This window comes from Staphylococcus saprophyticus subsp. saprophyticus ATCC 15305 = NCTC 7292, from assembly GCF_000010125.1.
GTDB classification, from domain to species: Bacteria; Bacillota; Bacilli; order Staphylococcales; family Staphylococcaceae; genus Staphylococcus; species Staphylococcus saprophyticus.
In genome coordinates this window covers 1,510,809-1,530,028 of record NC_007350.1, presented here as the reverse complement: position 1 = coordinate 1,530,028, position 19,220 = coordinate 1,510,809, and the positions used below count along the sequence as shown (strand labels likewise).

Annotated in this window: 16 protein-coding genes and 1 pseudogene; 16 read left to right on the top strand and 1 reads right to left on the bottom strand. The window is 33.3% G+C overall.

Annotated features, from left to right (window positions below):
* Window positions 1–191: 191 nt before the first annotated feature.
* The gene (locus tag SSP_RS07490) at window positions 192–407 is read right to left on the bottom strand and encodes a hypothetical protein (RefSeq protein WP_002483434.1); all 216 of its coding nucleotides are present in this window, start codon (window positions 405–407) and stop codon (window positions 192–194) included.
* 162 nt (window positions 408–569) lie between these two features.
* On the opposite strand from SSP_RS07490, the gene SSP_RS07485 reads away from it, so the two are divergent.
* The 16 genes and pseudogenes from SSP_RS07485 to glpK all read left to right on the top strand — a co-directional run bounded on the left by SSP_RS07485 (window position 570) and on the right by glpK (window position 19,137).
* Complete coding sequence (locus tag SSP_RS07485; protein ID WP_002483433.1) at window positions 570–1,358, top strand: TIGR00282 family metallophosphoesterase; 789 nt, start codon at window positions 570–572, stop codon at window positions 1,356–1,358.
* Window positions 1,359–1,472: 114 nt separating this feature from the next.
* Complete coding sequence (locus SSP_RS07480) at window positions 1,473–3,233, top strand: 2-oxoacid:acceptor oxidoreductase subunit alpha (RefSeq protein ID WP_011303240.1); 1,761 nt, start codon at window positions 1,473–1,475, stop codon at window positions 3,231–3,233.
* A complete protein-coding gene (locus SSP_RS07475; protein WP_002483431.1) occupies window positions 3,234–4,100 on the top strand; it encodes a 2-oxoacid:ferredoxin oxidoreductase subunit beta in 867 nt (288 codons plus the stop codon).
* A gap of 160 nt (window positions 4,101–4,260) precedes the next feature.
* Entirely contained in the window at window positions 4,261–4,887 is a 627-nt protein-coding gene (locus SSP_RS07470; RefSeq protein ID WP_011303239.1) for a poly-gamma-glutamate hydrolase family protein, read from the top strand.
* 188 nt (window positions 4,888–5,075) lie between these two features.
* Window positions 5,076–5,588 (top strand): annotated as a pseudogene (locus tag SSP_RS07465) (poly-gamma-glutamate hydrolase family protein).
* Window positions 5,589–5,656: 68 nt separating this feature from the next.
* Window positions 5,657–6,040 carry an RrF2 family transcriptional regulator gene (locus SSP_RS07460; RefSeq protein ID WP_011303236.1) on the top strand — a complete coding sequence of 128 codons (384 nt, stop codon included), beginning with the start codon at window positions 5,657–5,659 and terminating at the stop codon, window positions 6,038–6,040.
* Between the two features lie 216 nt (window positions 6,041–6,256).
* Window positions 6,257–6,553 (top strand): thiamine-binding protein, encoded by a 297-nt coding sequence (locus SSP_RS07455; protein WP_002483427.1) that lies wholly within the window; start codon window positions 6,257–6,259, stop codon window positions 6,551–6,553.
* A 597-nt stretch (window positions 6,554–7,150) separates the two neighbouring features.
* Window positions 7,151–8,692, top strand: coding sequence for a tRNA (N6-isopentenyl adenosine(37)-C2)-methylthiotransferase MiaB (miaB, locus tag SSP_RS07450; RefSeq protein ID WP_011303234.1), 1,542 nt, complete (start codon window positions 7,151–7,153; stop codon window positions 8,690–8,692).
* Window positions 8,692–9,042: a RicAFT regulatory complex protein RicA family protein gene (locus tag SSP_RS07445; protein WP_011303233.1), complete on the top strand. Its 351-nt coding sequence runs from the start codon at window positions 8,692–8,694 to the stop codon at window positions 9,040–9,042. The genes miaB and SSP_RS07445 overlap by 1 nt, the downstream gene beginning before the upstream one ends.
* Before the next feature lie 39 nt (window positions 9,043–9,081).
* Complete coding sequence (thiW, locus tag SSP_RS07440) at window positions 9,082–9,570, top strand: energy coupling factor transporter S component ThiW (RefSeq protein WP_002483424.1); 489 nt, start codon at window positions 9,082–9,084, stop codon at window positions 9,568–9,570.
* 468 nt (window positions 9,571–10,038) lie between these two features.
* The gene (gene mutS, locus SSP_RS07435) at window positions 10,039–12,702 is read left to right on the top strand and encodes a DNA mismatch repair protein MutS (RefSeq protein WP_011303232.1); all 2,664 of its coding nucleotides are present in this window, start codon (window positions 10,039–10,041) and stop codon (window positions 12,700–12,702) included.
* 12 nt (window positions 12,703–12,714) lie between these two features.
* The gene (mutL, locus tag SSP_RS07430) at window positions 12,715–14,682 is read left to right on the top strand and encodes a DNA mismatch repair endonuclease MutL (RefSeq protein ID WP_011303231.1); all 1,968 of its coding nucleotides are present in this window, start codon (window positions 12,715–12,717) and stop codon (window positions 14,680–14,682) included.
* A gap of 11 nt (window positions 14,683–14,693) precedes the next feature.
* A complete protein-coding gene (locus SSP_RS07425) occupies window positions 14,694–15,227 on the top strand; it encodes a glycerol-3-phosphate responsive antiterminator (protein ID WP_002483421.1) in 534 nt (177 codons plus the stop codon).
* Between the two features lie 205 nt (window positions 15,228–15,432).
* Window positions 15,433–16,467, top strand: coding sequence for a S66 family peptidase (locus SSP_RS07420; protein WP_011303230.1), 1,035 nt, complete (start codon window positions 15,433–15,435; stop codon window positions 16,465–16,467).
* Between the two features lie 171 nt (window positions 16,468–16,638).
* Window positions 16,639–17,457 carry an MIP/aquaporin family protein gene (locus tag SSP_RS07415; RefSeq protein ID WP_011303229.1) on the top strand — a complete coding sequence of 273 codons (819 nt, stop codon included), beginning with the start codon at window positions 16,639–16,641 and terminating at the stop codon, window positions 17,455–17,457.
* Between the two features lie 177 nt (window positions 17,458–17,634).
* On the top strand, window positions 17,635–19,137 hold the full coding sequence (gene glpK, locus SSP_RS07405) for a glycerol kinase GlpK (protein WP_011303228.1): 1,503 nt from the start codon (window positions 17,635–17,637) through the stop codon (window positions 19,135–19,137).
* The last annotated feature ends 83 nt before the right edge of the window (window positions 19,138–19,220 follow it).

The window sequence follows — 19,220 nt, the reverse complement described above, 5'->3', positions numbered from 1 at the left end:
GAACATCCGCGACAATTTATTTATGTCGCGGATGTTTCACATTGAGGTTAAAAATAACTGCAATGAAAAGTATTGGTAACAACTCATTAAGATAATGTAGTATATGTCATACTTTTATACAGTTTATCGATACGCTCAATGATGTATATGGATTTAATAATTCAAGTTCATTGTAATTAACATGTTAAAATTTAAGTGAGCTCTAAATCTGCCTGTTGTACTTCTTTAATTATTTCTGCAGTATCATAACAGTTTGTAGAGATATTGGCATACCTTTCAGCTAAACGGTATGCATTGATATATAGCTCCAAACTTTCTTTAGCTATGTCTTCTGCATCTTCACTTTTTGATGGATTTGCTGTAACAACTAAGTCAGCAAAATGTTGTGGATCGATATTAATTGACATGTATTACTTCCAACTCCTATATTTTGAATTAGCTCTTAACTACTATAATCTATACCACTATTTTTATAATTAAAACTTAGCTAATTTAATAAATTTTCATCAGCACCTTTTCATTGTAAATAAATTGAATTAAACTAACACTAAGAGAGGATGAACACGTAAATGAGATTATTATTTATTGGGGATATTGTAGGAAAAGTAGGGCGCGAGGCCATTACAACATATTTATCAAGACTGAAGCAGACATATCGTCCTACAGTTACAATTGTGAATGCTGAAAATGCGGCACATGGTAAAGGCCTGACAGAAAAAATATACAAAGATTTATTAAGAGAAGGCGTAGATTTTATGACGATGGGTAACCACACATATGGTCAGCGTCAAATTTATGATTTTATAGATTCAGCAAATCGTATGGTAAGACCGGCTAACTTTCCAGAAGAAGCGCCAGGCGTAGGTATGCGATTTATTCAAATAAATGAAATTAAGCTAGCTATCATCAACTTGCAAGGTCGTGCTTTTATGCAAGATATTGATGATCCTTTTAAAAAGGCAGATGAGCTTATAAACGAAGCAAAAAAAGAAACGGATTATATATTCGTAGATTTTCACGCTGAAACGACATCTGAAAAAAATGCTATGGGTTGGTATCTTGATGGTAGAGCAAGTGCTGTTGTGGGCACGCACACACATATACAAACTTCGGATGAACGTATATTACCAGGAGGGACAGGTTATATTACGGATGTTGGTATGACAGGTTTTTATGATGGTATATTAGGTATAAATAGACATGAGGTGATTACGCGTTTTATTACAAGTTTGCCACAAAGACATGTTGTGCCAGATGAAGGTCGCAGTGTATTATCGGGCGTGATTATAGATATCAATAAAGAAGGAAGAACAACACACATTGAACGTGTATTAATCAATGACGATCATCCTTTTTAAAATATCGTCCATTAGTATGAATTTAAAAAAGTACCACTCTGTACATAGTAATAGGGTGGTTTATTTTGGTATGATGAACAATGAATTATTATAACCACTAGGAGGCAAGATGATATGAAATCACAAGTATCATGGAAAGTGGGCGGTCAACAAGGCGAAGGTATTGAATCTACTGGGGAAATCTTTGCTACTGCTATGAACCGTAAAGGATACTACTTATATGGATATCGTCATTTTTCAAGTAGAATCATGGGCGGACACACGAATAATAAAATACGCGTATCCACGACACCAGTGCATGCAATTAGTGATGATTTAGATATCTTAATTGCATTTGATCAAGAAACAATCGAATTAAACCATCATGAAATGCGTGAAGACAGCGTAATTATTGCAGATAGTAAAGCAAAGCCAGAGAAACCAGACAACTGTCGTGCTCAATTGATAGACCTACCATTTACTGCAACTGCTAAAGAATTAGGTACTGCATTGATGAAAAATATGGTAGCGATTGGTGCCACTTGTGCTGTTATGGACCTCGATATTTCAGATTTTGAAACATTAATTACAAACATGTTTACTAAAAAAGGTGACAAGGTTGTAGAATTGAATATAGAGGCGTTAAATGAAGGTTATCGTTTAATGAATGAACAGTTAAATAACGTTGATGCTGATTTTATCTTAGATAAAACGGATGGAAAGCCACATCTATATATGATTGGTAACGATGCCATTGGTTTAGGTGCGTTATCAGCAGGATCAAGATTTATGGCGGCTTATCCAATAACACCAGCTTCAGAAATTATGGAATATATGATTGAAAATCTTCCAAAAGTGGGCGGAACAGTTGTACAAACTGAAGATGAGATTGCTGCAGCAAACATGGCAATCGGTTCAAACTATGCAGGTGTACGTGCATTTACTGCTAGTGCGGGACCAGGACTATCGCTAATGATGGAAGCGATTGGTTTATCAGGTATGACAGAAACGCCTTTTGTAGTTATAAATACACAGCGTGGTGGCCCTTCAACAGGATTGCCAACGAAACAAGAGCAATCAGACTTAATGCAAATGATTTACGGTACACATGGTGATATTCCTAAAATTGTAGTCGCGCCTACTGATGCAGAAGATGCATTTTATTTAACTATGGAAGCTTTTAATTTGGCTGAACAATATCAATGTCCAGTCATAGTATTAAGTGATTTACAACTTTCATTAGGTAAACAAACGGTTGAACAATTAGACTATAATAAAATAGAAATCAATCGTGGTGACATGATCCAATCCGATATAGAACGTGAAGAAAATGACAAAACTTACTTTAAACGTTATGCATTAACAGAAAGTGGTGTTTCCCCAAGACCTATTCCTGGGGTAAAAGGCGGCATTCATCATGTTACAGGTGTTGAACATAATGAAGAAGGAAAAACGAGTGAAGCTGCAGATAATAGACAACAGCAAATGGATAAACGTATGCGTAAAACAGAAAACCTATTAATACAAAATCCAGTAGAAGCTGATGTACAACATGAAACAGCAGACATACTATATTTAGGATTTATTTCAACTAAAGGTGCAATTCAAGAGGGTAAATCAAGATTAGAATCACAAAATATTAAGGTTAACCACATACAAATTAGACAATTGCATCCATTCCCTAGTGAAACGATTCAAAAAGAAGTCGACAAAGCTTCAAAAGTCGTTGTAGTTGAACATAATTATCAAGGTCAACTTGCCAATATATTAAAAATGAACGTAAATTTAGGTGATAAATTAGTAAATCAAACGAAATACGATGGCACACCATTTTTACCACATGAAATTGAAGCTAATGGACTTGAGATAGCTAAAGAAATAAAGGAGTTGGTATAAATGGCGACATTTAAAGATTTTAGAAATAATGTAAAACCTAACTGGTGTCCTGGTTGCGGAGATTTTTCAGTACAAGCAGCCATTCAAAAGGCAGCAGCCAATGTTGGTTTAGAACCGGAAGAAGTAGCGATTATTACGGGGATTGGTTGTTCTGGACGTTTATCAGGATACGTAAATTCATATGGCGTTCATGGTATACATGGCCGTTCATTACCATTGGCACAAGGTGTAAAAATGGCTAATAAAGATTTAACGGTTATTGCTTCTGGTGGTGATGGAGATGGTTATGCCATTGGTATGGGTCATACGATTCATGCATTACGTAGAAATATGAATATGACTTACATTGTTATGGATAATCAAATTTATGGCTTAACTAAAGGTCAAACGTCACCTTCTTCAGCTCAAGGATTTATTACTAAATCTACACCAAAAGGAAATATTGAACAAAATGTAGCACCTTTAGAGTTAGCACTTTCATCAGGTGCAACCTTTGTAGCGCAAGGTTTTTCAAGTGACATTAAAGGACTAACAAAAATGATTGAGGACGCAATTAATCATGATGGCTTCTCATTTGTGAATGTATTTTCTCCATGTGTAACATATAACAAAGTGAATACGTATGATTGGTTTAAAGAAAATTTAACAAATATCGATGATATTGAAGATTTTGATATTAAAGATAAGCAAAAAGCCACTCAAAAAGTGTTAGAATATAATTCATTAATAAAAGGTATTGTTTATCAAGATACTGAAACACCTTCATATGAATCACAAATTGAAGAAATGAACGGTACACCTTTAGCTAAACAAGACATTCATATTGATGAAGAACAATTTGAGGCATTAACGAAACAATTTGTATAAAATATTTTTAACTAAATAAGCTAATGAACTGTCACATTATTAACGAAATAATCATGCACGCATTGATTGTCGTATTGAGCATGTGACAGTTTTTTTATATGTTTGATTAAGCATGATTTGTAGTACATATTTTCATTACACGATAGAGAGGACATTCATTATGATAGATCAATTTATGTCAATGTCAGAACTGATTGATCACACTGAAGAACATAAAGATTGGCAAATTTTATATAACGAGCGAGTTGCAAAAAGTTTAATAACAGCTGTTCATGGTGGTGCGATTGAACGTGGCACATCAGAAATTGCACAATTAATTAGTGAAATTGGTGGTTATAGTTTTTATACATTTAAAGGAATCAGGAAAAATAAAAATCATGAACTTCATGTTACATCAAAGCATTTTGATGAGCCCATACTTAATGAATTAGTACCGACACATGAAGTTGTAGTATCGTTACATGGTTGTATGGGTAATGATGTAGCAGTTTATATTGGAGGTAAAGATTTAGAATTATCCTATGAAATCACACAACAATTACAAAAAATAGGTATAGTGGTCAAACCGGCTCCAGCACATATAGCTGGAATGCAAACAGAGAATTTTGTAAATAAGGGTAAACGTGACGCAGGTGTACAATTAGAACTAACTGTGGCATTAAGGAAACAATGTTTTAAAAATAATAAATATAATTTACATGATAGAGAGAATCGAGAGAATTGGTCGCAGTTAATGTTTTCATTTTCCACTGCAATTGCCAATGCTTTAAAAATATTAAATGATTAAGTACGACTTTACAAAATCTTAAGATAATAGTGCTTAAGTTAGGGAATAGGTTGAATAGAAACTATGAAGGGAGTTTATTTATGGCAGATAAATATAAATCAATGACTGAATTGGCTGAATATACGACTGAAAATAGTGATTGGTCAGTGGTTCGTCGCGACTTAGATAGCCAAGTTATTATTTAGGCGATTCATGGTGGAGCGATTGAACCTGGTACAACGGAAATTGCTGATTTAACAGCACAAAAGGGTGATTTTGATTATTTTACTTTTAAAGGAACAAAATCAAAAGGAAATGAAGCGTTACACGTAACTTCTCGTCATTAAGACCAACCGGATATGATGGAAATGGTCAAAAATAAGACGCAAGCAGTAGCAATTCATGGCTGCGTGGGTGATGATAGCATTGTATATATGGGCGGCAAAGATGAAAGTTTGATTCGTGCATTAAAAGAACAATTTGAGCAATTAGATATTAAAGTAGATCAAGCGCCTAAACATATGTCTGGTGCACACGATGATAATATTATCATCGTGTGCACAGGTGAAGGTGTACAGCTAGAATTAACTTCGGGATTAAGAAAATTGTGCTTTAAAAATCAAAAATATAATAAACATAGCCGAGAAGACCAAAGTAATTGGAGTCAGTTTATGGATAACTTTACAATTGCAATCGTTCAAGCGATACAAAAGGTGCAGTAACGCTTGTAAATAATGGACACTTAAGCTATTATAGATTCAAGATGTCTATAGTAGGAAGATGATGATAAATGAAATATTCTAAAGCGACCAATTATGCGTTACACGCGTTATTATTTATGATCAAAAATAATGGTGATGTTCAACGAATTCCGGTACAAGATCTTGCTAAAGCATTAGGTATTTCTACAACTTACTTGTCAAAAATTTTAACAAGATTAGTTAAAGTTGGTGTTATTTCAGCGAGTAGCGGTGCTAAAGGTGGATACCAATTAAGTTTAAATTGGCAAGATGTAACAATCTATGAAGTGATTACAACAATTGATGGTAAACAAAGCTTGTTTGAAGATAGTTTTAATCATGGTGATAGTTGTCCAATTAATAAGTTAATGATTGAAGCGGAGCAAGCGCTCATAGGCAGTTTGAAACAAAAAAAGCTAAAGGATCTCATATAAATAATTGAGGTTCTTTAGTTTTTTTGTACGAGTAATTTAGATATTGGATGATTATAAAGCTGTACATCATGAGTACACATGATGAAATGATAATTGCATTGTTGTACATTAGTTTTCATTTTGTTTTTGAATAAAGTAACACGCGAATAACTGTGCGTATTATGTTTAATTTGCTAAAATATAAAGTAAATAAAGTAATTAAGGGGTTGACGTAGTATGAATGATACATTAATGAGTATTCAGATTATTCCTAAAACTGCTAACGGAGAAGACGTAATTCCATATGTTGATGAAGCGATTAAAGTAATAGATGACGCAGGTTTAACGTACCGAGTAGGTCCATTAGAAACAACAGTACAAGGTGAAATGAATGAATGTTTAATATTAATTCAAAAATTAAATGATCGCATGGTTGAACTAGAAATTCCTAGTATTATAAGTCAGGTTAAATTTTATCATGTACCTGAGGGGATAACGATTGAGACACTGACTGGGAAGTATGATGAACTTTAAAAAGTTCAAATATAGATTTATGTATGCGCCAGATTTATTTTATAAATAAACTTTTTTTTAGAACCACTTCTCAATTTATTGAGATAGTGGTTCTTATGCAAGTGCAAAGGCACTTGTAAACCAAAGCTGATACTTCTCAATTTATTGAGATAGTGGTTCTTATGCAAGTGAAAAGGCACTTGTAAACCCAAGCCAGAGCTTCTCAGTTTATTGAGATAGTGGTTCTTATGCAAGTGAAAAGGCACTTGTAAGCCCAAGCTAGAGCTTCTCAATTTATTTTCTTCGTATTGCTTAATCTATAAACTTTAATTGCTGAAAGTCATTGATTTCATACTGACATGGCTACTTTTGATTATATTTTTGAGCGCGGCCACATTTATTGAATGATGAAAGTTGTTTATAAAGGTTAACTGCAAAAAAAGTTGACTTTAATTATTTACAAGTCTTTTTGCACTTTGTGTTCAAATTTAATATAATGTAATAATGATTATGGATAAAGTTATAGAACTTAGAACTACGATGTTGTTAAACAAAATGATGCGAAATCTTTTGAATTACTTGTTCTTAGTTTTTATGATATAGAAAGGATTTTGTAGAGTGAATGAAGAACAAAGAAAAAGTACTTCTATTGATATCTTAGCAGAACGTGATAAAAAGACTAAAGATTATAGCAAGTATTTTGAACACGTGTATCAGCCCCCGAGTTTAAAAGAAGCACGAAAACGTGGTAAAGAGGAAGTTAATTATAATGACGATTTTCAAATAGATGAAAAGTACCGAAACATGGGACAAGGCAAAACATTTTTGATTAAAACATATGGTTGTCAAATGAATGCGCATGATACAGAAGTCATGGCAGGCATACTTGGAGCATTGGGTTATACACCAACGGAAGATATTAATCATGCAGATGTTATATTAATTAATACATGTGCGATTCGAGAAAACGCTGAGAATAAAGTATTTAGTGAAATAGGTAATTTAAAACATTTGAAAAAAGAAAAACCTGAAACGGTCATCGGTGTATGTGGTTGTATGTCACAGGAAGAGTCTGTGGTCAATAAAATATTAAAATCTTATCAAAATGTTGATATGATATTTGGAACACATAATATTCATCGTTTACCTGAAATTTTGGAAGAAGCTTATCTTTCAAAAGCAATGGTTGTTGAAGTATGGTCTAAAGAAGGAGACGTCATTGAAAATCTTCCTAAAGTAAGAGAAGGTAATATCAAAGCGTGGGTTAATATTATGTACGGTTGTGACAAATTCTGTACATACTGTATAGTGCCTTTTACTAGAGGTAAAGAGCGAAGCAGACGACCAGAAGATATCATAGATGAAGTCCGTGATTTAGCGCGCCAAGGCTATAAGGAAATCACATTATTAGGTCAAAATGTTAATGCTTATGGTAAAGATATTGATGGCTTAGCATATGGTTTAGGAGATTTATTAGAAGACATTTCAAAAATTGATATTCCGAGAGTAAGATTTACGACGAGTCATCCATGGGATTTCACAGACAGAATGATTGAAGTCATTGCAAATGGTGGAAATATTGTGCCACATGTCCATCTTCCTGTACAATCTGGTAATAATGCAGTGCTTAAGATTATGGGACGTAAATATACACGTGAAAGTTATTTAGATCTCGTTAACAGAATTAAGACACATATTCCTAATGTTGCACTTACAACTGATATTATAGTTGGTTATCCAAATGAAACAGATGAACAGTTTGAGGAAACTTTAACATTATACGACGAAGTTGAGTTTGAACACGCATATACGTATATATACTCACAAAGAGATGGCACCCCTGCAGCTAAGATGAATGATAATGTGCCATTGGATGTAAAAAAAGATAGATTACAGCAATTAAATAAAAAAGTTGCGTGTTATTCTGAACGTGCAATGCAACAATATGAAGGACAAACAGTTCAAGTATTATGTGAAGGTGTAAGTAAAAAAGATGATACGGTCTTATCTGGTTATACCTCAAAAAATAAATTAGTGAATTTTAAAGCTCCTAAATCAATGATTGGAAAAATAGTTAATGTATATATTGACGAAGCTAAACAATTTTCACTTAATGGTACGTTTATCAGTGTGAATGATAAAACGGTGGTGACACAATAATGTATGAAAAAGATGATATTTTAGCTGAAGCAGAACGTTTGAGTGAACGTATTAAATCTCTAGATACTGTCAAAGAATATCTTAAAGTAGAATCACAAATTCATCATAATGAAAATTTAGAACAACGAATGAAAGAATTAAAGAAAAATCAAAAGCAATCGGTCAATTTGCAAAATTACGGTAAAACACATGCGTTACAGGCCTCGGAAGAAAAGATTCAAGACATCGAAGAAGATATCAATATACTGCCAATTGTAGAAGAATTTAGAGAATCACAAGCAGAAGCCAATGATTTATTACAAATGATGATTCACACAATGTCCGATAGATTAAATAAACACCAAGAATAAGCAATTTTTTATTGCACTTATGGAAAGGGTTTGAACACTATGAAGACTAAAAAGTTAACATTAACAGCAATTTTTATTGCTATAAATGTTGTGTTAAGCAGTATAATTGTGATTCCACTAGGTCCTATAAAAGCAGCACCTATGCAGCATTTAATTAACGTACTTTGCGCTGTATTTGTAGGTCCTTGGTTTGGACTTGCTCAAGCTTTCATTTCATCAATCTTGCGCATGATTTTTGGTACCGGTAGTTTCTTTGCCTTTCCAGGTAGTATGATTGGTGTATTACTCGCTAGTGGTTTTTATTATTATAGAAAGCACCTATTTATGGCAGCTGTGGGAGAAGTGATTGGCACTGGAATTATCGGTAGCATCATGTGTATACCACTTGCTTGGGTCCTTGGTTTTTCAAATCTTGCAATTAAACCATTAATGCTCGCTTTTATTGTTTCAAGTGTAATTGGGGCAATTATTAGTTATATCATTTTAATGATATTGAAGCGAAAAGGCATTTTAAAACGCTACTTATAAAACACTATTATTATGAGATTGAGACATATTATTTTAATCAATAAGTAAATTTATGAAGTTAACTTGTAATCGTTAAGGTCATTTATTACTTAAAGATAAAATAAAGTGTCTTAATCTCTTTTGTTATATATGGGAGTTGGATTATGAAATCTCTATTAGAAAATTTGATTTCTGTCCCGCTCCCATTGAATTTTTAATATGATGAGAAATGTTTAAATTTAATAAACAGGCGTAAATTGAAAACTTATGTTAAAATTTAAGAGTTAAATTAGCTAGAAAAGCTGAAAATCGTGTGGTTATTAAAACAAATTTCAAACAATATAACGAGATAGTAAAATGATATTAGATGTAAGTACATCTCTTATAATCAATGTAGGATGAGATGCAAAAAGACAAAACTTACTTTCTATGACTAAATCAATGAACTAAGTGAAAATAAGAAAAATAAAAGGATTGTGAAATATATTTATGACAAACCAAACCCCAATGATGCAGCAATATTTAAAAATAAAATCACAATATCAAGATTGCCTATTGTTTTTTAGATTGGGTGACTTCTATGAAATGTTTTTTGAAGATGCTAAAGTAGCATCGAGAGTACTAGAAATTACTTTGACAAAACGTGATGCAAAAAAAGAAGACCCGATTCCAATGTGTGGTGTGCCATATCATTCAGCTGATGGCTACATTGAGACATTAATAAGTAACGGTTATAAAGTAGCCATTTGTGAACAAATGGAAGACCCTAGACAAACTAAAGGCATGGTTCGACGTGAAGTTGTTCGTATTGTCACGCCTGGTACAGTAATGGATCAAGGCGGTGTAGATGAAAAACAAAACAATTATATTCTGAGTTTTATTCAAAGTGCATCAATGTATGCATTGAGTTATTGTGATGTTTCAACAGGTGAATTAAAAGTAACTCATTTTGAAGATGAAGCAACTTTAATTAATGAAATTACGACAATAAATCCAAATGAGATTGTTGTTAAAGAAGCCATTGGTGAATCGCTAAAACGACAAATTAGTCTAACGACAGAGACTATCACGGTGCTTCCAGATATTTCTGATGTAAAATATGATGTTAATACAACGAATGATAGCCATTTATATCACGTAACACAATTATTATTAGATTATGTTTATCATACGCAAAAAAGAGATCTTTCTCATATTGAATCTGTGATTACATATGAAGCAGTAGACTTTATGAAAATGGACTTTTACGCAAAACGTAATCTTGAATTAACAGAAAGTATACGTTTAAAATCAAAAAAAGGAACGTTACTTTGGCTAATGGATGAAACGAAAACACCTATGGGTGCCAGACGTTTAAAACAATGGATCGATAGACCGCTTATTCAAAAAAAGCAAATTGAATCACGTCTTGATACAGTAGATCAATTTATCAATCATTTTATTGAGAGAGATACATTGAGAGGCTATTTAAATCAAGTGTATGATATTGAACGTCTAGTTGGTCGTGTGAGTTACGGCAATGTTAACGCACGTGATTTAATTCAGCTAAAACATTCTATTTCAGAAATACCCAATATAAAAAATCTCTTACAAGCTTTTGATGAACAAATGACAGCACAGTTTGAGGCGTTAGAACCACTAGATGATTTGCTTAATTTATTAGAAGAAAGTTTAAAAGAAGAACCACCCATTTCAGTTAAAGAAGGCGGTTTATTTAAAACTGGATTTAATGAAACGCTTGATAGCTATTTAGAAGCTTCAAAAAATGGAAAAAATTGGTTAGCAGAATTACAAACAAAAGAAAGACAACGAACTGGAATTAAGTCATTAAAAATTAGTTTTAATAAGGTTTTTGGTTATTTCATAGAAATTACTAGAGCTAATTTACAAGGGTTTGATCCCACTGAATTTGGATATCATAGAAAGCAAACACTTTCAAATGCAGAACGTTTCATTACCGATGAATTAAAAGAGAAAGAAGATATCATTCTAGGTGCAGAAGATAAAGCTATTGAATTAGAATATCAATTGTTTGTGCAACTTAGAGAACAAATTAAAGCATATACGGAAAGATTACAAAAACAAGCAAAAGTAATCTCTGAACTGGATTGCCTGCAGAGTTTTGCTGAAATAGCTCAAAAATATAATTATGCTCGCCCGACTTTTAGTGAAGATAAGACATTAGAACTTGTTAATTCACGACACCCAGTTGTAGAACGGGTTATGGATCATAATGATTATGTGCCTAACGATTGTGAATTAGATAAGGAAACGTTTATATATTTAATTACTGGCCCTAATATGTCGGGTAAATCAACATATATGAGACAAGTCGCAATTATTAGTATCATGGCTCAAATGGGTGCTTATGTACCATGTGAATCGGCAATATTACCTGTGTTTGACCAGATTTTCACTAGAATAGGTGCAGCGGATGATTTAGTTTCTGGGAAAAGTACTTTCATGGTAGAAATGTTAGAAGCTCAAAAAGCACTTGCACATGCTACAGAACACAGTTTAATCATATTTGATGAAATCGGTAGAGGTACATCGACATACGATGGTTTGGCTTTAGCTCAAGCAATGATTGAATATGTCGCACATACGTCGCATGCTAAGACTTTATTCTCAACACATTATCATGAATTAACTACGCTAGATCAATCATTGGCATGTTTGAAAAATGTGCATGTTGCTGCAAATGAATACAATGGTGAATTGATTTTCTTACACAAAGTTAAAGATGGCGCCGTAGATGATAGTTATGGTATACAAGTAGCTAAATTAGCGCATTTACCAGTGGAAGTGATTAATCGAGTGCAAGTGATATTGGATGCATTTGAACAATCGAATAATCAAACAAACAATAAGAATACCATGAATCATGTTGATATTCCTACTGATAAAAATCTAAATGCTTCAAGTGATGAAGTGACAGAAATAAAAGCTACGTATTATGTTGATAATGAACAGTCAGCTGCAACACAACATGCAAAAAGTGATGGACAATTTGAGCAAGCTGCCTTTGATTTATTTGATTCGCCTGCAAAACAAAGTGAAATAGAAAATGAAATTAAAACATTAAATTTATCAAATATGACGCCAATTGAAGCATTAGTAAAACTAAGTGAATTACAAAAACAATTGAAATAGAGGTGAAGTCATATGGGTAAAATTAAAGAACTACAGACATCCTTAGCGAATAAAATTGCTGCTGGCGAAGTTGTAGAACGACCTGGATCAGTAGTGAAGGAATTGTTAGAAAATGCGATTGATGCCCAAGCGACTGAAATCAATATAGAAGTTGAACAATCCGGCGTAGCATCTATACGAGTTGTGGATAATGGCACAGGTATCCACATAGACGATTTAGGCCTCGTCTTCCACAGACATGCTACGAGTAAATTGGATGCAGATGATGACTTATTCCATATACGTACACTCGGTTTCCGAGGTGAAGCTTTAGCAAGTATCTCTTCAGTAGCAAAGGTTACATTAAGTACATGTACAGATAATGAAGAAGGACAACAGATCTATGTGGAAAATGGTGAAATATTAGATCAAAAACCTGCTAAAGCGAAACGTGGTACAGATATCTTAGTAGAATCGTTATTCTATAATACGCCAGCGCGTTTGAAATATATTAAGAGTTTGTATACGGAATTAGGCAAAATTACAGATATTGTTAATCGTATGGCAATGAGTCATCCAGATATTCGTATTTCATTAATATCAGATGGCAAAACGATTATGAAAACAAATGGTTCGGGCCGTACAAATGAAGTAATGTCAGAAATTTATGGTATGAAAGTGGCAAAAGATTTAGTGCATATTTCTGGTGACACGAGCGATTACCATTTAGAAGGTTTTGTTGCAAAACCAGAACATTCACGTAGTAACAAACATTATATATCGATTTTTATCAATGGGAGATATATTAAAAATTTCTTGTTAAATAAAGCCATTTTAGAAGGTTATCACACCTTGCTCATGATAGGTCGTTACCCAATATGCTATATCAATATTGAGATGGATCCAATTCTAGTTGATGTCAACGTTCATCCGACTAAATTAGAAGTAAGACTGTCCAAAGAGGATCAATTATTTAATTTAATAGTTGAAAAAATACGTGAAGCTTTTAAAGATCGTATTTTAATTCCGCAAAATGATATGGATAAAATTACCAAAAAGAATAAAGTGTTGGATCAATTTGAGCAACAGAAATTAGATTTTGAAAAGAAACAACAACAAGAGAATCATTCACAACCTGTAAATAGCCATGAGGAAGATGAAAAGAATGACGACAAAGCATATCATTCCAGTCAAACTCATTACGAACCTACAGATTATATACTGAAAGAGGAAAACAACACATCAGTTTCTACATCGCCTAATAGTGATGATGACTATACCCAAACGCAAAAATCTGTTTTATATGATTTAGAAAATGAAAATCAATCTGAATTTATAAATGAAGCTGATTTTGATTCAGATATAAGCAATCACTCAGATTCTGATATTAAAGGAAGTGTCAGTAAAGACCCTTCACGTCGTGTGCCTTATATGGAAGTGGTCGGACAAGTTCATGGCACATACATTATCGCTCAAAATGAAAATGGTATGTATATGATTGATCAACATGCGGCACAAGAACGTATCAAATATGAATATTTTAGAGAGAAAATTGGTGAAGTGACGAATGAAATTCAAAATTTGTTAATTCCGTTAACTTTCCACTTTTCAACTGATGAATTAATGATTATTAATCAGCACAAAGAAGAGTTAGATAAAGTAGGCGTTCATCTCGAACCATTTGGGGGTAATGACTATATTGTAGATAGTTATCCGGTTTGGTTTCCCACAGCTGAAGCAGAAGAAATTATAAAAGATATGATTGAATATGTTTTAGAGCATAAGAAAGTAAATGTAAAAAAAATTCGAGAAGACGCTGCCATAATGATGAGTTGCAAAAAATCAATTAAAGCAAATCACTATTTAAAAAATAATGAAATGGCAGATCTAGTCAACCAATTGAGAGAAACTGAAGATCCTTTTACTTGTCCACATGGTAGACCAATTATTATTAATTTCTCAAACTACGAATTAGAAAGATTGTTCAAAAGAACTATCTAGGAGGTAAGTGGATGAAACCATATATTTTACCAGCAATTAGATCAATGAAAGATTTAGAAAAAATGACGCAAACAGATTATAAAGAATGCGTATTGCTCGATACACATATTGGTCATATTAAAAGTATAATGGATTTATTAAATAAGCATCACATTGAAACATATATGCATATTGATTTAATTAAGGGCATGAGTCACGATGAATTTGCCTGTGAATATATTATTCAAAATTATCATCCTAAAGGTATTGTCTCTACTAAGACTAAAGTGATCAACAAAGCCAAAGCATTGAATACGACGACTGTGTTCCGTGTTTTTGTATTAGATAGTCATGCATTACGTAGAAGTATTGAATTAATCAAACGTGTAGAACCAGACTATGTTGAAGTATTACCGGGAGTTGCAACTAAAGCAATACAAATTATCAACGAGGAAACGAACACGTCTGTAATTGCAGGTGGATTAATCAATACGGTAGAAGAAGTTGATATCGCAGTTAAAAATGGTGCTAAATATATAACGACAAGTGATCGCCATTTATGGTAACCATCATGAAGAAAAATATCAATTCTATTTAAACCAAATTTAAGATAAAAGCTAGGCTAGCCAAACACAGAGATAATATTGCTATTTGACAAAGATATTAGCGATACTCTGTTAGCGCTAGCCTTTTTTTCTGATATTGTTAAAGGATTCAATATATATGTTATGATTAGTGGAATTTTATTAGATTGTGTTAAGGGGTGATTTGATGATTAAACCAAAACAATTAAAGCGTGGCGATACGGTAGCAATTGTTTCTTTATCATCAGGACTAGCTGGTGAAACTGACATGTTATGGCGTACGTATCAAGGTATTAATCGATTGAAATATGTATTTGGTTTAAATGTGAAGGTAATGCCAAATGCTTTAAAAGGAAGAACTTATATTAGCCAACATCCCGAAGCGCGGGCTGAAGATTTTAATAATGCCGTTAAAGATCCCACAATAAAGGGTATTATCAGCTGTATTGGTGGTGATGATGCTATTAAAATATTGCCATTTGTGAATCTAGAAGCACTACGGGAGCACCCAAAAATTTTTTCGGGCTATTCTGATTCAACCACGGTTCATATGATGTTTTATAAAATGGGTGTTGTCAGTTTTTATGGGCCTGCATTACTGACAGATTTTGCAGAAAATATTGCTATGGACGATTATACGGTTCGAGATATAGAGAAATTTTGGTTTAATACTAATATAATAGGTGAGATTCTTCCAGCAAAGTATATTAGACCATTTGGATTAGCGTGGCATATAGAAAATAAAATGATTGCTAGACAAACGATACAACAACAAGGTTATGAGTTGATTCAAGGATATGGTATTCAACAAGGACACTTAATTGGTGGGAATTTGGAAACATTGACTAGTTTAATAAACACGGACTTATTTCCAAATAAGACAGATTTTGAAGATGCTATTATATTTTTAGAAACATCTGAAGATACACCAGATCCTCAAGCATTTGAAGCGATGTTGGTCCAATTAATTCAACAAGATGCATTAAAACAGTGCAATGGAATGATTATAGGTAAACCATTTGATAATGTGTATTACACAGCTTATAAAGAAAAAATATTAGATGTATTGAAACAATACAATTACACGAATATACCAGTATTATACAACATGTCTTTTGGTCATAATGAGCCTAAGCACATGCTACCGTATGGTTTACAAGCAAAAATAGATTGTAATAAAAAACAATTTAAAATCAAGGAAAATGCTGTCAATATCACTTGAATTGTGACAAGATTTTTACAAAAAGATTGACAACGCTTACAAAATTGGTGTAAGATGAATACAAGTTAATAAATAGAACAGAGATGGGAGATTTCTACAGTAATTAAACCGGTGGTTCGCAACTGGCTATAATTGTAGGAATCTCTCTATCTTTTTTTAGGAGGAGTCTCTATGAGTGTGTATTTTGCTGAATTTTTGGGAACAGCAATACTAGTATTATTTGGGGGTGGCGTTTGTGCCAACGTCAATTTGAAAAAAAGTGCCGGTAACGGTGCAGATTGGATTGTTATTGCATTAGGTTGGGGGCTTGCAGTTTCAATGGGTGCATATGCGGTTGGAAATATTTCCGGAGCGCATTTAAATCCCGCAGTTACATTAGCGTTTGCTATGGACGGCGCGTTAAGTTGGAGTATGGTACTAGGCTATATCGTTTGTCAAATGCTCGGCGGTATTTTCGGTGGTGTTTTAGTTTGGTTAATGTATTTAGCACATTGGAAACAAACAGAAGATCAAGGCGCAAAATTAGGTGTATTCTCTACAGCACCAGCAATTAAAAATTATTTTGCCAACTTTTTAAGTGAAATCATTGGTACTGCTACACTTACTTTAGGATTACTATTTATTGGGATGAATAAAATTGCTGATGGATTAAATCCATTAATCGTTGGCGGTTTAATTGTAGCGATTGGTTTAAGTTTAGGTGGACCAACTGGCTATGCCATTAATCCTGCGCGTGATTTAGGACCTCGTATTGCACATGCGATATTACCAATTGCTGGGAAAGGGAAATCTAATTGGAGCTATGCGATTGTGCCAGTTTTAGGCCCAATTACTGGAGGAATGATTGGTGCAGTCATTTATAGATTATTCTATAAAGGCGCGTTTGATACAATGTCAGTTGTAGCGATTGTATTACTAATTGTTACTATTGCGCTTGGTATAGTGTTAAATAAAGCTAAAAGTGCAAAAGGTATCGAATCTGTATATTGATTAAGTTTTAAACAGTCCTGTTTATAAGTTAAACTATAAGCAGGCTTTATATTATAACAATTTTTGATTTAGATTAATGTTTGTAAAAATGAATATATGGCAATGTGTATAATAACGTGTAAAAAAGAGTTACATATATATAGCCACGATAAACGAGATAAGAGGGAGATTTTAATTATGGAAAAATATATTTTATCAATTGACCAAGGAACAACAAGTTCAAGAGCAATTCTTTTTGATAAAGAAGGTAAAATTAAAGGCATCGCACAACGTGAATTCAAACAATTCTTTCCAAAATCTGGTTGGGTAGAACATGATGCTAATGAAATTTGGACATCTGTTTTAGCTGTTATGGCAGAAGTATTAAATGAAAGCAATGTAGGAGCAGAACAAATTGCTAGTATTGGTATCACAAACCAACGTGAAACAACAGTTGTGTGGGATAAACATACGTCACGTCCTATATATCATGCAATTGTATGGCAATCTCGTCAAACACAAGGTATTTGTCAAGACTTAAAAGAACAAGGCCTTGAAGATAAATTCCGCAATAAAACTGGTTTGCTTTTAGATCCTTATTTTGCAGGTACAAAAGTGAAATGGATTTTAGATAATGTGGAAGGTGCAAGAGAAAAAGCAGATAACGGTGATTTATTATTTGGTACGATTGATTCATGGCTTGTTTGGAAATTATCAGGTGGACAAGCGCATATTACAGATTATACAAATGCAAGTCGTACATTAATTTATAATATTTATGATTTAGAATGGGATCAAGAATTATTAGATATTTTAGAAATTCCTAATACAATGTTACCTGAAGTCAAAGCATCAAGTGAAGTTTATGCACACACAATTGATTACCATTTCTTTGGTGAAGAAGTACCTATTTCAGGTATTGCTGGCGACCAACAAGCAGCATTATTCGGACAAGCTTGTTTCGACCGTGGAGATGTAAAAAATACTTACGGTACGGGTGGATTCATGTTGATGAATACAGGTGAAGAAGCTGTTTCATCTAAGAGTGGTTTATTAACTACGATTGCTTATGGTTTGGACGGTAAAGTGAATTATGCTTTAGAAGGTTCAATATTTGTTTCAGGTTCTGCAATTCAATGGCTAAGAGATGGATTAAGAATGATTAATTCAGCGCCACAATCTGAAAATTATGCTGAACGTGTTGAATCAACAGAGGGTGTATATGTCGTGCCTGCATTTGTAGGTCTTGGTACACCATACTGGGACGCAAATGCACGTGGTGCAATCTTTGGATTAACACGCGGCACAGAAAAAGAGCATTTCATCCGTGCAACATTGGAATCACTTTGTTACCAAACACGTGATGTATTAGAAGCAATGGAAAAAGATTCTGGCATCAAAGTAAATAATTTACGTGTTGATGGTGGCGCAGTAAAAAATAATTTTATTATGCAATTCCAAGCTGATTTATTAAACTTAGGTGTTGAGCGTCCAGAAATTAATGAAACAACAGCATTAGGTGCAGCGTACTTAGCAGGTTTAGCTGTAGGTTTCTGGGATAGTAAAGATGAAATTGCTAATCGTTGGAACTTAGAAAAAGAATTCCAACCAGATATGATTGAAAAAGATAGAGAAAGATTATATAAAGGTTGGAAGAAAGCTGTAGAAGCAACACAAGTATTTAAATTAGAAGATGAGTAAAAAATTAGACTTAATATTGTTATATATGCTACAATACGGGTAAGTTAATAATATCGAGATGAGAAATGAGAGATTCAATTCGT

What these genes read in the sequence shown, in the direction of transcription:
- glpK (WP_011303228.1), top strand. Translation starts at nt 17,635, where the DNA reads ATGGAAAAATATATTTTATCAATTGACCAAGGAACAACAAGTTCAAGA.
- SSP_RS07475 (WP_002483431.1), top strand. Translation starts at nt 3,234, where the DNA reads ATGGCGACATTTAAAGATTTTAGAAATAATGTAAAACCTAACTGGTGT.
- SSP_RS07490 (WP_002483434.1), bottom strand. Translation starts at nt 407, where the DNA reads ATGTCAATTAATATCGATCCACAACATTTTGCTGACTTAGTTGTTACA.
- SSP_RS07485 (WP_002483433.1), top strand. Translation starts at nt 570, where the DNA reads ATGAGATTATTATTTATTGGGGATATTGTAGGAAAAGTAGGGCGCGAG.
- SSP_RS07425 (WP_002483421.1), top strand. Translation starts at nt 14,694, where the DNA reads ATGAAACCATATATTTTACCAGCAATTAGATCAATGAAAGATTTAGAA.
- SSP_RS07415 (WP_011303229.1), top strand. Translation starts at nt 16,639, where the DNA reads ATGAGTGTGTATTTTGCTGAATTTTTGGGAACAGCAATACTAGTATTA.
- mutL (WP_011303231.1), top strand. Translation starts at nt 12,715, where the DNA reads ATGGGTAAAATTAAAGAACTACAGACATCCTTAGCGAATAAAATTGCT.
- SSP_RS07445 (WP_011303233.1), top strand. Translation starts at nt 8,692, where the DNA reads ATGTATGAAAAAGATGATATTTTAGCTGAAGCAGAACGTTTGAGTGAA.
- thiW (WP_002483424.1), top strand. Translation starts at nt 9,082, where the DNA reads ATGAAGACTAAAAAGTTAACATTAACAGCAATTTTTATTGCTATAAAT.
- SSP_RS07460 (WP_011303236.1), top strand. Translation starts at nt 5,657, where the DNA reads ATGAAATATTCTAAAGCGACCAATTATGCGTTACACGCGTTATTATTT.
- SSP_RS07420 (WP_011303230.1), top strand. Translation starts at nt 15,433, where the DNA reads ATGATTAAACCAAAACAATTAAAGCGTGGCGATACGGTAGCAATTGTT.
- mutS (WP_011303232.1), top strand. Translation starts at nt 10,039, where the DNA reads ATGACAAACCAAACCCCAATGATGCAGCAATATTTAAAAATAAAATCA.
- SSP_RS07470 (WP_011303239.1), top strand. Translation starts at nt 4,261, where the DNA reads ATGATAGATCAATTTATGTCAATGTCAGAACTGATTGATCACACTGAA.
- SSP_RS07480 (WP_011303240.1), top strand. Translation starts at nt 1,473, where the DNA reads ATGAAATCACAAGTATCATGGAAAGTGGGCGGTCAACAAGGCGAAGGT.
- SSP_RS07455 (WP_002483427.1), top strand. Translation starts at nt 6,257, where the DNA reads ATGAATGATACATTAATGAGTATTCAGATTATTCCTAAAACTGCTAAC.